This is a genomic window from Methylotenera sp. E1MeOHC1, from assembly GCF_058745595.1.
The window spans coordinates 1,252,226-1,267,784 of record NZ_CP196025.1; the positions used below are offsets into that span (position 1 = coordinate 1,252,226).

A 15,559-nucleotide genomic window follows, 5' to 3' on the forward strand; every position below is an offset into this window, starting at 1 on the left:
AACTCTGTCATTTCCACCAAAGCAGAGTCCATGTTTAAACGGAGGATAAAAATATGGATTTGCTTTCGCGGAAATGACGAACCCAATTAAATTACTTTCATATTAAAGGTCCTAAAACATGTCGTCGCACATCTCAAACGTCCGTCCCGCACCTGACCAAGTCATTGTTGATATTGCTAATTACGTTGCAGATTTTGAAATCAATAGCGACGAGGCATACGACACCGCACGCAATTGCCTGATGGACACACTAGGCTGTGGGTTTGAAGCACTGGATTACCCAGCTTGCACCAAGTTACTCGGCCCAGTGATTACTGGCACCGTCGTGCCTAATGGCGCAAAAGTACCGGGCACTAGCTTCCAGCTTGACCCTATCCTGGCCGCATTCAATATCGGCGCCATGATCCGCTGGTTAGACTTTAACGATACGTGGTTGGCTGCGGAATGGGGCCACCCATCTGATAACCTAGGCGGCATTTTGGCGGTGGCAGATTATATGTCGCGCAAAAATATTACCGAAGGCAAAGCTCCGCTCACGGTAAAAGACGTACTCACGGCCATGATTAAAGCACATGAGATTCAAGGCGTGCTCGCCCTTGAAAACAGCTTTAACCGCGTGGGTTTAGACCACGTGATTTTAGTGAAAATCGCCTCTACCGCAGTGGTGACCAAACTACTAGGCGGCAATAAAGAAGACATTATCAATGCCGTTTCTAATGCTTTTGTAGACGGCCAAAGTTTGCGTACCTATCGCCACAGCCCGAATACTGGCTCGCGTAAATCTTGGGCGGCTGGCGATGCCACCTCACGTGCAGTCAGGCTGGCTTGGATGACCATGCAAGGTGAAATGGGTTACCCATCTGCGCTCACCGCAAAAACATGGGGCTTCTACGACGTGCTATTCAAAGGCAATGCGTTTAAATTCCAACGCGCTTACGGCTCTTATGTGATGGAACAAGTACTGTTCAAAATCTCGTTTCCAGCCGAATTCCACGCGCAAACAGCGGTGGAATGTGCGTTGCAGCTAAATAAAGAAGTTGGCAACCGCTTGCAAACTGTAGAACAAATTGCCGAAATCGACAAAATCGTCATTACCACCCATGAATCTGCAATCCGCATCATTGATAAAACTGGTCCGTTAGACAACCCAGCCGACCGCGACCATTGCATTCAGTACATGGCAGCCATCGGCCTATTAAAAGGCAACCTGACTGCTCAGGATTATGAAGATGCAGCCGCGGCAGACCCACGCATAGATGCGATTCGCAGCAAAATGAGCTGTGTAGAAAAAGCAGAATACACGCGCGACTACCTAGACCCAGAGAAACGCTCAATTGCTAACGCGATTCAAATCTTCTTTAAAGATGGTACTAGCTCAAGCAACATCGCAGTTGAGTACCCTATCGGGCACCGCCGTCGCCGTGGTGAAGGCATCCCTGAATTAGTGAAAAAATTCAAAGTGAATTTAGCACGTAGATTTGATGCGAAGAAACAAGCGGAAATTTTAGAGTTATGCCTAGCGCAAAAAACACTAGAAACAATGCCTGTTAATGCATTTGTAGATATGCTCTGGCAGGGCTAACCCCTGATGTATAGGCGGGCAAAATCTCCATTTTGTCCGTCATGTACTAAACCTGCCAATCAATCGGCGTTTCACCGCGCATTGTCAGATACTCATTAATACTCGAGAATTGGTGGTTACCAAAAAAACCTCGATGTGCAGACAACGGCGATGGATGAACCGACTTCAATACCAAATGTTTTTTCGGGTCTATCATCTCGCCTTTTTTCTGCGCATAACTGCCCCACAGCACAAACACTAAGCCTTCCCGATGTAAGTTTAAAGCCGCAATTGCCGCGTCGGTAAACGCTTCCCAGCCACGCTTTTGATGCGAGCCTGCATTTGCCATCTCCACCGTCAGCGTTGCATTTAATAACAGTACACCTTGATTCGCCCAAGACGTTAAATCGCCTTTTCCCCGCATTTTAACGCCAAGGTCACTTTCAATTTCTTTAAAAATATTGAGTAGCGAGGGTGGCAGCGCGACGCCTTCCGGCACTGAAAAGCTCAAGCCATGCGCTTGGCCGACTCCATGATACGGATCTTGCCCAATAATCACCACGCGTACTTTATCAAACGGCGTGTGATTAAACGCATTAAAAATCAATGGGCTAGGTGGAAATATCGTCTTGCCAGCGGCTTTTTCTTGCAATAAAAAAGCGCGTAGTGATTGCATATAGGGCTTATCAAGCTCAACACCAATCATCGTTTGCCATGAAGCGTGAAGTTGACCAGTTTTTTCTTGAGGCATGTGTTAAACGTGATGGTTGATGGAGATGAGCCCATTATAGACCGAAATTTGCATGCATTTTGCATGAACAATCCAAGCAGCTTTACGCACCACATGACTAATCAATTGATATGAAAATAAAAACTTTTTGCCCCACTCTGCTACTAAGGTAAAATAGCACTTTTATAAAACGCTCATTTCTTTTTGCTATGTCACTTACAACATTAAACGCACTCTCTCCTCTTGATGGCCGCTACCAATCTAAACTTGACGCTTTACGTCCTTATTTTAGTGAATATGCGCTGATTAAACACCGCGCATGGGTAGAAATTGAGTGGCTAAAAGCACTGGCCGGCGCACCGGAATTAGCAGAAATCGCCCCATTTAGCGCAGAAACCATCCTAGAGTTAGATGCGGCTATTACCAATTTCAGTGAGGTAGATGCTTCACAAGTGAAAGCGATTGAAGCACGTACCAACCACGATGTAAAAGCGCTGGAATACTGGCTAAAAGAAAAGTTCGACAGCAACCCTGAAGTAAAAAAAGCCAGTGAATTTATTCACTTTGCATGCACTTCAGAAGACATCAACAACTTATCACACGGCTTGATGCTCAAAACTGCGCGTGACAGCGTGATGTTGCCGTTCTTAAACAACCTGATCGCACGCTTAACTGAATTAGCAGAGCAGTTGGCTAACCAACCGATGCTATCACGCACCCACGGCCAAACTGCATCACCAACCACTATGGGTAAAGAGCTAGCCAACGTGGTATACCGTTTGCAACGTCAGCAAAAACAATTAGCTAACAATGAAATTCTTGGCAAGATTAACGGTGCGGTTGGTAACTTTAATGCTCACTTGTCTGCATACCCTGATTTCGACTGGGAAAGCTTTGCAGAACGTTTTGTAACGTCATTAGGCTTAACTTACAACCCAATGACCATACAAATTGAACCACATGATTACATGGCAGAGTTGTACGACACCTTAGCGCGTATCAATACAATTTTGATTGATATCAACCGCGATATCTGGGGTTATATCTCTGTAGGCTACTTCAAACAAAAAGTAAAAGCAGGCGAAATTGGCTCATCTACCATGCCGCATAAAGTAAACCCGATTGACTTTGAAAACAGCGAAGGTAACTTAGGCTTAGCCAATGCGGTGTTACGCCATATGGCTGAGAAGCTACCAATTTCCCGCTGGCAACGTGATTTAACCGACTCTACCGTATTGCGTAATATGGGCGTAGCATTTGGCTACACACTGTTAGGTTATGATTCTTGCCTGCGCGGTTTGAATAAGCTTGAAGTGAACCCTGCACGTTTGGATGAAGACTTAAACAACAGCTGGGAAGTACTAGCCGAGCCGATTCAAACAGTAATGCGCCGCTATGGGATTGAGAACCCGTATGAGCAGTTAAAAGAGCTGACACGTGGTAAAGGTGGTATAAACCAGACCTCATTACATGCATTTATTAGTGATTTGGCTATCCCAGCGGATGCAAAACAAGCCTTACTGGCACTGACACCTGCGAGCTACACAGGTAAAGCGGCGGAGCTTGTAAAAACAATTAAGTGAGTTTAAATGCATGTAAATATGAATGATAAAAGGGCTTCTGAATTTGACTAGAAGCCTGATCATCTACATAGTCTTGTTGTGTTGGGGAGTGCTCGCGTATGCCGATAACGCGAGCTACCAAGTAGAAATCGAAGCCCCTAGCCCGTTAAAGACCCTGTTAGAAAATCATCTCGACATCATGAAGTGGCGCACAAACCCACGCATGTCTCCCAACGAGTGGAAACGCCTATCCGCTGAAGCACCCAAGCAAATAAAAGAACTGCTCGCAACAGAGGGCTATTTCTCAGCCGAGGTGAGCGTGAAATCCACGCAAGACCAACTTGAAAATCTCACCGTACTGTCAGTTAACCCCGGCGTACCTACTCTGGTTGGCAGTGTCAACATCACGTTTACTGGTGACATCACACAAGCGCACCAAGGCATACCCAACGAGCAACAACTGCGTGAAAAATGGCCGCTACCGGCTGGTGCACAGTTTCAACAGGCTGCTTGGACCGCGGCAAAACGAAGCTTACTGACCAAGTTATTGGTCAATCGCTATCCAAACGCAATTATCACTGATACCAAAGCCAGCATTGATGTTAAGCAACAAACTGCGGCATTAGAAATTGCAATAGACAGCGGCAGCACTATACATTTTGGCGAACTACAAATCGAAGGCCTGCAACGTTATCCGGAAAGCATCATACATAATCTAAACCCGATTAAACCGAATGAAGTGTATAGCCAATCTCAGCTACTCACTTTTCAAACCCGTCTGCAGGAAAGTGGCTACTTCCGGACGGTAGAAGTTACTGCAGATAGCAAAGCTGTGCTTGGCACTCAGCAGCAGGCGCCCATTAAAATTAAAGTGGATGAAAACAAATCAATTAAGGTCAGCACTGGTGCGGGTTTTAGTACCAACACAGGGGCGCGCACACAGCTGACCGTAGAGCACCTAAATGTATTTGACCGTAACTGGCGCATGACATCCAGCCTCAGGTTAGAGCAAAAACTACAATCTCTATCCGGCACGATTCGCTTACCCACTACGGCAACTGGCTATCGTGACAGCGCCAATATCGCCGCCACCAGAACAGAAATTGAGGGGCAAACTACCACAGTCACACAAACCGGTGTAAAGCGCGCATGGGGCTCACTCAAACGCGAACAATACGTTGGTGCCAATCTGTTAGCAGAGCATGTGAATCTAGATAGTGCAGATTCCTCTGACAATTACGCTGCTACCCTAGGTTACGGCATCACGCTCCGGCGCACAGATAACAACCTCAACCCTACGCGTGGCTATTTATTCAATGCCCAGTTTAATGGCGCACCCTTGGCGTCGCTTGCTAGTGGTACTTTTCTACAAAGCTATTTAAAAACACAAGCCTATTACCCCATCACCAAAAGCACGCAGTTAATCGCCCGTGCCGAGCTTGGCATGGTGCATGGGAAAAACAGCGCACCAGCTACTTTCCTGTTTCGTGCTGGCGGCGACCAATCTGTCCGTGGCTATGGCTACCAGAGCCTAGGCGTAACTGAAGGCGATGCAATCGTCGGGGCACGCTACCTTGCCACAGGCAGCATTGAGGTGATTCAATGGTTAACGCCAGAATGGGGTGCAGCCATCTTTACCGACTTTGGTAATGCAGCAAATAGCCTTAAAGATTTAAAACCAGTGTATGGCTATGGCTTGGGCGCAAGATGGAAAAGCCCTGTAGGCCCGATTGGTGCTGACATCGCCTACGGTCAAGAAACGAACGATTACCGCATGCATTTTAATATCGGGGTGATATTCTAATGGCGCGCAGTTACTTACATATTCTGCTGATTAGCATCAGCTTGCTGCTATTTTCACCCGCACATAGCGAGATGCCCATTAGCGTTAGCACAAGCTTAGATAGCTTCAGCCATGATTTAGACAATATCCACCTGAAACTAGAAAAGCTCAGCGCGCGCTGGCAGCTCTCACCCTTTGGCGATGGCAAACTGGTGGTTGAACAATTAAAAGCCAAACGCTTGATCATCACCATTAAAAACAGTGATAGTGAATCTGAGCAAGCACCGCTGCCCAAGCGCATCAACCTGCCGCTTCCTATCTCGGTACTACAGTCTGAAATCAGCGAAGTCGTCATTGTTACGCAAGATGAGCGCCTGATTTTTTACAACGTAAAGTTAGCATTTGAAGGTAACGCCAACACGCTAAAACTCAGTTTATCGCACGCCCAAACTCCGTGGGGTAATGCCGCAGCACACATCAACATGAGTGCCGCCAACCCGTTTGCGCTCAAAGGCGACTTTTCAATCAAAAATACCGAGTCACCTTACCCTTATGACTTAAACGCACAATTAAGTGGTGACCTAAATAGGCTCAATATTGATACCAGTGCTTGGTTAGCATCACATGATGGCAAACTCAGCCTGTCAAAATCTGAGAGTGAACAAGCGGCGGCCAAGCTCCTGATGCATGGCCAAGTTGAGCTGAATCATGATTATGCAATCCATGTGCATAGCCAGCTTTTAGCGTTACGTCCCGAACGCTTAGGCAACTACCCTGCAGCCAAGCTTAATTTAGATTTAACGCTAGAGGGTGCACTTAAACCCGCGCCCAATGTGATGCTCAAACTCAACAGTCATGACAGCACTTGGCAAACGCAAGCTGTTGCTGTATCTGCCAATGCGCAGGTCAACGCCAGCGCACTAGAGCAGCTCACATTCGAGCTGGGCGTTGCCGCCAACAAAATTAAAGGTGCCGGTAATATCAATGCACAAAATACCCACCTAACCTGGCAGGCTGACCTGCCAAACCTTGCAACATTCGATCCAGCGTTAGCTGGGAAGGTTAGCGCGAGCGGTGTAATTGATGGTGCGCTGGATAGCCCATCGCTAAATATCAAATTACTTGGTGAAAAACTACACCTGACAAATGGCTTACAAATTAACGAATTAACCGGTGATGCCAACATTTTAGCCGGTGATAGTGGCACGATGACTGCAACAATTGCAGCAAATACCGTCCAATACGGCAACAATGCGCCATTTAATAGCAACATCACCTTAAACGGCACACAAGCAAACCATGTCATCACCATTAGCGCTAATAGCAACGATGCTAAATTGCAAAGTACGTTAAAAGGCGGGCTTGCTTTAAACTCACCCACCAATGCATCTTCGCTAAAAAGACAGTGGCAAGGCTTGTTGCAACAGCTGGATTACTCTGGGCTAACACCAGTCAAGCTCAAAGCACCGGCAACACTGAGTGCAGATATCGACAGCATCACACTCACACAAGCGAATCTGGTGCTGAATCATGGCAACATCGATATCGAGCAGCTCGCTCTAGGCAACGGGAAACTGGCCAGCAAAGGCAAGTTAACTCAACTGAGCCTGAGCGATCTACCGCCAGAGCTATTGTCGTTGCCCAGCACGCTACAAGGCAGCCCCAGTTTTTCAGGAGAATGGGTGATAGAGACGCAAAATTCAATCAATGCGCACCTTGGCCTATGGCGTGACGACGGTGATTTCACATTAACAAAACCAGATGGCAGCACGCAGCCACTAGGGCTATCAACCGCAAAGCTGACGCTTGACGTGGTGGACAATGCGCTACGTATTGAGACGGATATCGATGGTAAAAACTTTGGCACAATCAGTGCAAAACTTGCAAGCCAGCTCACAAAAACAGATGCAGGCTTTAGCTTACTCAACAACGCACCACTGCAGCTTTCTGCCAGCGCAAAACTCAGTACACTAGCCTGGCTCCCCATGCCCACAACCTTGATGGATGCAGACCTAGATGGGAAAATCGCATTAACTGTATCCGCAAATGGCACCATGGCACAGCCTAACCTGAGCGGCACGCTTAATGGCAACAATATCAACTTCAACTTACCCTCAGAGGGCATCCAGCTCAACAACGGTAATTTCCAAGCACACTTTGAAAATAATCAACTACAAATCGAACAAGCTATCTGGCAAGGTGGCGCAGGCAAACTGAGTGCTAACGGCTGGGTGCGATTTGAGCAGGGGCAGCCCAAAGCAGAACTGAGCTGGAACGCCGATCAATTTAGCATCTTCTCTAGAGCTGACCGCCTGCTAGTCATTAGCGGGACGGGCAAAACCATCCTTGCTGACAACCTGCTTAGCATTTTAGGTGACTTCACCGTCAACAACGGCCTAATAGAAATGGCGCAAGAAGATACCCCTACGCTCAGCGATGATGTGATTATCTTAGGGGAAACCGCAATTAAAAAAGAGCCATTATTGCAAGTGCTGTTAAACGGACTACATATTCAATTAGGTGATGACTTTACCTTACGCGGGCGCGGCTTGGACGCAAAACTGACCGGGGCATTGACACTAACCGGCCGTACTGAATACAGACCACACACAGAAGGCAGTATTGCTGTTTCTAAAGGCACCTTCATGGCTTACGGTCAAATACTCAACATAGAGCGTGGCATATTAAACTTTAACGGCGTGATGGATAATCCAGGCTTAAATATCCGTGCCATGCGCGATAGCAAGCCAGTCAATGCAGGTGTTGAAATTACAGGTAGCGCTTTAATCCCGGAGATTAAACTGGTTTCAGACCCTAATGTACCGGATACCGATAAGCTCGCATGGCTGGTATTAGGCCACGGCACAGAACAAGCAGGCAAATCAGACTTTGCAATACTCTCACTAGCAGCAGGTGCATTATTCTCTCAGGGGCAGTCCGTTCCATTACAAAGCCAGATAGCACGTGCTGCCGGGCTGGATGAATTCAGCTTCGCCGGCGGTGATGCAGAAAACGCCTCGGTCACCCTGGGTAAACGACTAAGCTCGCAGCTTTACCTCAGCTATGCCAAAAGCATAAGCGGCCTGCAAGATATTGCCAGACTCACATTCAATATCACACCACGCTGGGCACTGCGCGCCGAAGCCGGCAATGAAAGTGCCGTCGATGTGTTATATACTTTCAGCTTCAAATAAGATTTGGATTCAGCAACATGAGTGCAGACAAAAACAATCCAAGACTAGCCGTGTTAATCGATGCAGATAACACATTTAACGTTATTCCTATCATTGACGAATTATTTGAAGAAATATCCAAATTTGGTGATGCAAGTGTCAGGCGCATCTATGGGGATTGGACACAAAGTCAATTAGTGCGCTGGAAAGAGATATTACCAAAACACGCCATCCAGCCTATACAGCAGTACGCTAACACCAAAGGTAAAAACGCAACCGATAGCGCACTTATTATTGATGCAATGGATTTGCTCTACACCGCACCGCTTGATGGCTTCTGTATTGTTTCCAGCGACAGTGACTTTACACGGCTGGCAATTCGGTTCCGCGAGTCTGGTAAACTAGTTTATGGATTTGGTGAACAAAAAACACCTGAGTCACTAAGAGCCGCGTGCAACCAGTTTATCTATATTGAGATTCTTTCTTTAGATAAACCAACTGAAATCATTACAACGAATCAAGACACTTCAAGTGTTAAGTCTGAAAAATCTAAAACAATAACTGAAACTAAATCGAATCCGCCCACGAATAACGACAATACACTGCTAGCCCCTGTTGTGAAGAAAACTTCTCAACAATTAGCAATGGATACAAAGCTGGTGTCATTAATTCGCTCCGCGATAGAGTCGCTTTCAGATGATGACGGCTTTGCGAATACGGGTGAGGTTAAAAAGCATATCGTAAAAAATTACTCTGCCTTTGATTCTCGCAACTATGGTTATGCTAAATTTAGCGACCTAATCAACATCATTGGCTTATTCGAGCTAGACGCAAAAAAACAACGTATTAAAGATAAAAGAAAAAAATGAACGAAATCCTAGTCCTATACTACTCCCAAGGTGGCGCAGTGCGCGAGATGGCGCAGTTGGTCGCGCGCGGTGTGCAAAGCGTAGATGGCATTAAAGCACGCATTCGCACGGTACCTAAAGTGTCTGCAAATTGTGAAGCAACCGAATCTGACATCCCAAGCACTGGCGACCCATACGCAGAGCTGCAAGATTTGGAAGAATGTATTGGGGTCGCATTAGGCAGCCCTACCCGCTTTGGCAATATGGCTGCACCGATGAAATACTTTTTAGATGGCACCACCAGTTTATGGTTAAAGGGGGCGCTATCGAACAAAGCAGCAGCTGTATTTACCTCTACAGGCTCTATGCATGGCGGCAACGAAACCACACTCCTCACCATGATGCTGCCGCTAATGCACCATGGCATGATTATGGTGGGTTTACCGTACTCCGAACCAGCCCTATCGGCCACCACCTCTGGCGGCACCCCTTACGGTGCAAGCCATATTGGCGGCACTATGGATGACAAGCCCATCACAGATGATGAAAAAAAACTGTGTATTGCCTTAGGCAAACGCCTTGCGGAGACCGCGCTAAAACTCGCGAGAAAACTTTAAATCATGAGCCAGCTACAGCTAGAAGCGAGACAGTTTCTAAGAAGCACTCGCACCGCCATACTATCAACCCATTCGGCAAAGTTTGAAGGCTATCCGTTCAGCTCGGTTGCGCCATTTGTGCTAGATCATCAATGCCAACCCATTATTTTAATTAGCAACATTGCAGAACACACCAAAAACATCGCAACCAACCCGAAAGTATCATTGCTGGTATTTGCCGGCGCCGAGGACTTGCAGGCCAATGCCAGACTTACCTTGCTAGGTAACGCACATATCATTGATAAAAATGAAGATGCTGACCTACGCACACGCTATCTGCGTTATCTGCCACAAGCCAGTGGTTACTTTGATATGCATGATTTTGCTTTTTATCGCATCCAAATTGAAACATGTCGCTATATTGCAGGTTTTGGCAAAATGGGCTGGCTATCAGGGAGTGACCTGATGACAGATATGCCTACAGATGCATTGCTAGCTGCTCAGGAAGCGCACATCCTCGATCACATGAATACAGACCATGCCGACAGCCTGATTGCCTATTGCCGGCATGTACACGGCGTTGAAGCCACGCAAGCCAATATGCTGGGCATTGATTGTGACGGATTTGATGTTGCCGCTATGGTTAACGGTCAAACCATCACATTACGCTTTGCGTTTGCAACGCCTATCCATGATGCACAATCTGCACGCGCAGCCTTGGTCAGCCTTTCAAAATCAATCAACGCTTAACTCAAACCTGAATAACCCCTAACGTAAGCAAACTCCAACGTGAATAAACCTCAAATGATACAAAGACTCCAACTGGGCGCTTCTATTAGCCTCATTGCGCTCATACTATTAACCTTGGCCTGGGAAGCTGTTCTAGCCCCATTAAAACCGGGCGGCTCATTACTGATATTCAAGGTATTGCCGCTATTGCTACCGTTATTTGGCATCTTACGGGGCAAGCGCTACACCTACCAATGGTCATGTATGTTCATTTTATTTTACTTCACTGAAGGCGTAGTGCGCGCATGGGCTGATGTGGGAATTTCCGCCCAACTTGCGTTAGCAGAAGTCGCCCTGACTATCTTATTTTTTACGTGCACGATTTTTTACGCAAGGCTGACACGCCAACCGCCACAAAACAGCGTAAAAAACCCATAAACACACATAAGTTTTTACATAGATACCGCGCCAAACATACTGTCTTCTACTATAATTTAGGCATGAAAATACGATTTATAAGCTACAGATGAAAATACTGCTCTCAAACGATGATGGTTATTTCGCACCAGGTTTAAATATACTGGCCGAACATATTGCAAAAATTGCAGATATTACCGTGGTTGCGCCTGAAAGAAACCGCAGCGGTGCGAGTAACTCACTCACGCTCGACCGCCCATTAAGCGTAAAAAAAGCATCTAACGGCTTTTTTTACGTGAACGGCACACCGACAGATTGCGTGCACATTGCACTCACAGGCTTGATGGACACTATGCCGGACATGGTCATCAGCGGCATTAATGATGGTGCCAACATGGGCGATGACACCATCTACTCAGGTACAGTGGCAGCGGCTATGGAAGGCTACCTGCTTGGCATCCCATCTATCGCAGTTTCTATGTCACAGCATAACTCCACCTATTTTGAAACGGCAGCAAGAGTCGCTGTGGAACTGATTCAGCATTATCAAAAAAACGGGTTCAGCGCACCAACACTTCTCAATGTCAATGTGCCGGATATCCCGTACGAAGAATTACAAGGGCGTACAGTAACACGCCTAGGTAAACGCCATAAGGCAGAGCCAGTGGTGCAGCTTAAAACACCGCGTAATGAGACGGTATACTGGGTTGGTGCTGCAGGGCAACCTAATGATGGCGGGGTAGGTACAGATTTCTATGCCGTTGCAAATAAGCAAGTTTCAATTTCACCCATTCAAGTTGATTTAACCTGCCACGCACAGCTGAATGACATCAAACAATGGTTATCTAGCTAATAATACTGGAAATAAAATCGTGGCATTAATCAAATCATCGCAAGCTGGCATCGGCATGACATCGCAACGTACGCGTGACCGCATGCTTAATCGACTGCGCGAGCAAGGCATTAAAGATGAAGTGGTGCTCTCCGCGATAGGCAGCACAGCACGCCATATTTTTGTTGATGAAGCCCTTTCGATTCGTGCTTATGAAGACGTATCTCTGCCAATTGGCTTTGGACAAACCATCTCGCAACCGTATATCGTTGCTCGTATGTCTGAGTTGCTGCGTAATGGCCAGCCTTTAGAGAAAGTGCTCGAAATCGGCACGGGTTGCGGCTATCAAACGGCCGTATTATCCAAACTGGCTAAAGAGGTTTACTCTGTAGAGCGTATTCGCCCTTTACTGTTAAAAGCGCGCGATCATTTACGCAAACTCAAATGCATCAACGTCAAGCTAGACCATGCAGACGGTAATATGGGTTTAGCGCAGCTAGCACCATTTGACGCCATTATCGTTACCGCTGCGGCAAGCCATATTCCGCCGGATTTATTAACACAGCTAGCGGTTGGCGGCCGTTTAGTCATCCCGGTTGGTACCGATGAGCAAATCCTGTACCTTGTAGAGCGCGTGTCTGCCAATGACTACCGTCAGACGCAGTTGGAGCCTGTAAAATTTGTTCCCTTACTCGGCGGCACCACCTCACAATGAATGCATCACGCTGTTTCATCATCTTATTGATTTCATTGCTGAACTTTGCATGCAGCACCACTCAGGCACCGGTGATTGATCGCATACCGCATGCTAAATCCAATAAACCGCAAACCAAAGTTGCCGCACACAAAGCTGGCACAGACTGGCGCCCGGCAAGCTACGTGGTCAAAAAAGGCGACACCCTGTATAGCATAGGCCTTGAGTATGGTTACGACTACAAAGAAATTGCACAGGTTAATAATATCAGCGCGCCTTACCTGATTAAAATTGGACAAACCCTTAAGTTTGCGCCTTTAAATGAAGCACCAGCCACGGTAGAACCCAGTGCACAGCCTAGCCCCGCACAGGATAACAACAATGGCGTGGTCACTTATGCGATTGGTGCTGACAATGCCCCAGAAGCAAACAGCAAAATACAGACACCTCCGGTCGCAATCAGTATTAACGAGCCCAAAGCACTGCGGGAACCATACAGTGATACTGCTTACAAGCAGCCACTCCCAGTGGCAAAGACCATTGCCAGCACGCCTACCCCCACTGCTAATGCCGTTAAAAAACCGATTGCAGAAAAAATAGCTGAAAAACCAATGGTGGAATCAAAACCTGAAGTTAAGCCAGCTGACGCCGTTGCTGAAACAAAACCCAAGCTAGAGCCGACTGGCGCCTTAACTTGGGCATGGCCAACCAAAGGTAAAGTCATTGCCAACTTTAACGATGCAGGCAATAAAGGGATAGATATCTCGGGGAAAATGGGCCAGTCAGTGCAAGCAGCAGCGCCAGGCAAAGTCATTTACAGCGGCTCCGATTTGCGCGGCTATGGTAAGTTAGTAATCGTAAAACACAGCGCCACTTATTTATCTGTGTATGCAAATAACAGCCTGATTTTGGTCAAAGAAGGTCAGCAAGTGACTAGCGGCCAAAAAATTGCAGAAATGGGCGATACCGACAGCAATTCAGTAAAACTACATTTTGAAATCAGGCAGCAAGGTAAATCTGTAGACCCGATGAAGTTTCTCAGTGCAGATTAAATAAGCGCTTAAGGAGCAAAAAAATGGCAAAGCAAGAGCCTAACAAATATCTAAAAAATAAAGACATTAAGCCAGAGAGCAAAGCCAGTGTGCTGGCTGCTACGATACGCATGGGTCTTATGCTTGTGGGTATTATTGGCCTTGCTTTAGAGTTGTTTCGTGAAGATGGTTGGCTTTCAACCCTGATGAGCAAGCTGTTTGAATCTACCACCAGTATGCTGATGATTCCGGTCATCATTCTGGCGCTATGGCTACTGAACAAGTGGGTCAGCTCACCTAATAAATCAGAAACTAAAAAAAGCGGCGACCTGCCCATGTACTTCATGATGGCTGTTGGCGTATTCTACTTGGTTAGGCTATATACAACTGGCTCTTTTTAGCCCTGCAATTGCTCACCATCTAGAGTAAAAGCCGGTGAGATAGAAAAAGCACAATAGAAGCAATACAATAAAAAAGCGGCGCTAGGCCGCTTTTTTATTGTTACTGTCAGGATGCTAGCTGATATTAGTTAGCTGCCTGCGCCTGTTGTTTGTAATACTCGCGCACAGGTGTCATATCAAAATCACGTGCCCATTTGATAACTTCATCAAATGCAGGGGCGCCAATTTCACCCACTTGCGCATGAATCCCTGCTTGCTCGCGAATCACTAAAATACCTGGAATTTGCGTTACTTCAAAATATTCACCGATTTCAGGGTCAGCTTCAGTATTGACCATACCAAATACGATGTCTGGGTTTTTCTCTGCCGCAGCTTCAAAAGTAGGCGTGAAAGCAACACATGGATCACACCACTGCGCCCAAAAATCAACAATCACAAAAGGATTGTTTTCTATTGTTTCTTTAAAATTAGCTTTGGTAAGTGCAATAACTGCCATAATTTTGCCTTTAATTGAGTAAGGTAACGCCTAAAAATAGCAGTTTATCAGAAGCCATATCTTTCGTTAAGTTTTAGATTCGCAATGGGGCTATTCACTCAAACCTGGTACTGGCTTACCCCATGTTGCACCAAAAAACAATTCAGACAAAGGCTTTCTAGTACGCGGTGCGGTTTCTCTTGCTAAAGTATCACCTTCTAAAGTAGCAATATCCGCTTGGTAACCAACAGACATCATCGCCATCAAGGTGTACTGCTCTGGGATATTAAACGTAGTGCGTGCTTTATCAGGGTCAAAACCACCCATCTGATGCGCCATTAAGCCCATACTCGATGCTTGTAAGCATACATTTTCTGCTGCCGCGCCGGTATCGTACTGCGCCCAGCGGTTAGCTTTCTGGTTATGCCCAAACAATGTATCCGCACAGATTAACAACAGTAATGGTGCATCTTTCACCCAAGCCTGATTGCCTGGCACCAGGCAATCAAATGCTTGCTGCCAGCTGGCAGCATCTGTATTTTTATCCCAAACCACAAAACGCCAAGGCTGATCACCAAAGCAAGAAGGTGCCCATCTTGCGGCCTCTAGCAAAGCAATCACTTGCGCTTGCGTCACGCCTTTAGCCGCATCATAGGCGCGCCCGCTCCATCGGTTTGCTAGCGTGTTATCAATGGTTACTTGTGTAATGGCCGGGTTATGCATATTT

General features: G+C 46.6%; 15 protein-coding genes. 12 read left to right on the plus strand and 3 right to left on the minus strand.

Translation table 11 applies throughout. The features are described 5' to 3' along the window. Positions 1-118: 118 nt before the first annotated feature. Positions 119-1,582: a bifunctional 2-methylcitrate dehydratase/aconitate hydratase gene (locus ACSSU7_RS05640; protein WP_492517730.1), complete on the plus strand. Its 1,464-nt coding sequence runs from the start codon at positions 119-121 to the stop codon at positions 1,580-1,582. A 46-nt stretch (positions 1,583-1,628) separates the two neighbouring features. Here ACSSU7_RS05640 and ung read toward each other — a convergent pair whose 3' ends face one another. Further along, complete coding sequence (gene ung / locus ACSSU7_RS05645) at positions 1,629-2,312, minus strand: uracil-DNA glycosylase (RefSeq protein WP_492517731.1); 684 nt, start codon at positions 2,310-2,312, stop codon at positions 1,629-1,631. Positions 2,313-2,500: 188 nt separating this feature from the next. Here ung and purB point away from each other — a divergent pair, with 188 nt between their 5' ends. The 11 genes from purB to ACSSU7_RS05700 all read left to right on the plus strand — a co-directional run bounded on the left by purB (position 2,501) and on the right by ACSSU7_RS05700 (position 14,357). Then, on the plus strand, positions 2,501-3,874 hold the full coding sequence (gene purB, locus ACSSU7_RS05650) for an adenylosuccinate lyase (RefSeq protein WP_492517732.1): 1,374 nt from the start codon (positions 2,501-2,503) through the stop codon (positions 3,872-3,874). Between the two features lie 43 nt (positions 3,875-3,917). Then, positions 3,918-5,657 carry an autotransporter assembly complex protein TamA gene (locus ACSSU7_RS05655; RefSeq protein WP_492517733.1) on the plus strand — a complete coding sequence of 580 codons (1,740 nt, stop codon included), beginning with the start codon at positions 3,918-3,920 and terminating at the stop codon, positions 5,655-5,657. Then, positions 5,657-8,830 (plus strand): translocation/assembly module TamB domain-containing protein, encoded by a 3,174-nt coding sequence (locus ACSSU7_RS05660; protein WP_492517734.1) that lies wholly within the window; start codon positions 5,657-5,659, stop codon positions 8,828-8,830. The genes ACSSU7_RS05655 and ACSSU7_RS05660 overlap by 1 nt, the downstream gene beginning before the upstream one ends. 17 nt (positions 8,831-8,847) lie before the next feature. Beyond that, entirely contained in the window at positions 8,848-9,678 is an 831-nt protein-coding gene (locus ACSSU7_RS05665; RefSeq protein WP_492517735.1) for an NYN domain-containing protein, read from the plus strand. Beyond that, positions 9,675-10,274 (plus strand): NAD(P)H:quinone oxidoreductase, encoded by a 600-nt coding sequence (gene wrbA / locus ACSSU7_RS05670; protein ID WP_492517736.1) that lies wholly within the window; start codon positions 9,675-9,677, stop codon positions 10,272-10,274. The genes ACSSU7_RS05665 and wrbA overlap by 4 nt, the downstream gene beginning before the upstream one ends. A 3-nt stretch (positions 10,275-10,277) precedes the next feature. After that, positions 10,278-11,003, plus strand: coding sequence for a HugZ family pyridoxamine 5'-phosphate oxidase (locus ACSSU7_RS05675; protein WP_492517737.1), 726 nt, complete (start codon positions 10,278-10,280; stop codon positions 11,001-11,003). A 54-nt stretch (positions 11,004-11,057) separates the two neighbouring features. Continuing rightward, a complete protein-coding gene (locus ACSSU7_RS05680; RefSeq protein ID WP_492517738.1) occupies positions 11,058-11,420 on the plus strand; it encodes a DUF2069 domain-containing protein in 363 nt (120 codons plus the stop codon). An 88-nt stretch (positions 11,421-11,508) separates the two neighbouring features. Beyond that, a complete protein-coding gene (gene surE, locus ACSSU7_RS05685) occupies positions 11,509-12,252 on the plus strand; it encodes a 5'/3'-nucleotidase SurE (RefSeq protein WP_492517739.1) in 744 nt (247 codons plus the stop codon). A 55-nt stretch (positions 12,253-12,307) separates the two neighbouring features. Beyond that, positions 12,308-12,946, plus strand: a complete 639-nt coding sequence (locus ACSSU7_RS05690) for a protein-L-isoaspartate(D-aspartate) O-methyltransferase (protein ID WP_492517763.1) — start codon at positions 12,308-12,310, stop codon at positions 12,944-12,946. Further along, positions 12,943-13,977: a peptidoglycan DD-metalloendopeptidase family protein gene (locus tag ACSSU7_RS05695; protein WP_492517740.1), complete on the plus strand. Its 1,035-nt coding sequence runs from the start codon at positions 12,943-12,945 to the stop codon at positions 13,975-13,977. Before ACSSU7_RS05690 ends, ACSSU7_RS05695 begins: the two co-directional genes overlap by 4 nt. A 23-nt stretch (positions 13,978-14,000) precedes the next feature. Beyond that, the gene (locus tag ACSSU7_RS05700) at positions 14,001-14,357 is read left to right on the plus strand and encodes a hypothetical protein (protein ID WP_492517741.1); all 357 of its coding nucleotides are present in this window, start codon (positions 14,001-14,003) and stop codon (positions 14,355-14,357) included. A gap of 124 nt (positions 14,358-14,481) precedes the next feature. On the opposite strand, the gene ACSSU7_RS05705 is transcribed toward ACSSU7_RS05700, so the two are convergent. Further along, positions 14,482-14,853 carry a thioredoxin family protein gene (locus ACSSU7_RS05705; RefSeq protein ID WP_492517742.1) on the minus strand — a complete coding sequence of 124 codons (372 nt, stop codon included), beginning with the start codon at positions 14,851-14,853 and terminating at the stop codon, positions 14,482-14,484. A 90-nt stretch (positions 14,854-14,943) separates the two neighbouring features. Further along, positions 14,944-15,555 (minus strand): nitroreductase family protein, encoded by a 612-nt coding sequence (locus ACSSU7_RS05710; RefSeq protein ID WP_492517743.1) that lies wholly within the window; start codon positions 15,553-15,555, stop codon positions 14,944-14,946. Between the last annotated feature and the right edge of the window lie 4 nt (positions 15,556-15,559).